Here is a 206-nt window from a genome sequence, read left to right on the forward strand (position 1 = left end):
CCACTGACGCTTACCGAACCATCTGGATTGCCGGTGACATTGACCACTGGTGCTGTTGGATCAATGTTGTCGACATAGTTGGTACTGGTACTTGGTCCAGTGTTGCCTGAAGCATCAGTAACGGCACCACTCACCGTACCTGTCGGTTGGTTGATCGCTGAGGTCACAGGTCCGTAATTGCCTGAACTGTCCACGGGCGTCGTCAC

The 206-nt window shown here is 53.9% G+C and carries 1 protein-coding gene; it reads right to left on the minus strand.

From position 1 onward, the window contains the following. Positions 1-206, minus strand: a 206-nt coding sequence (locus tag AC1Z3T_RS21270; protein ID WP_419321396.1) for a hypothetical protein, incomplete at both ends; no start/stop codon positions are given.

It is taken from the genome of Acinetobacter sp. B-6, from assembly GCF_056930735.1.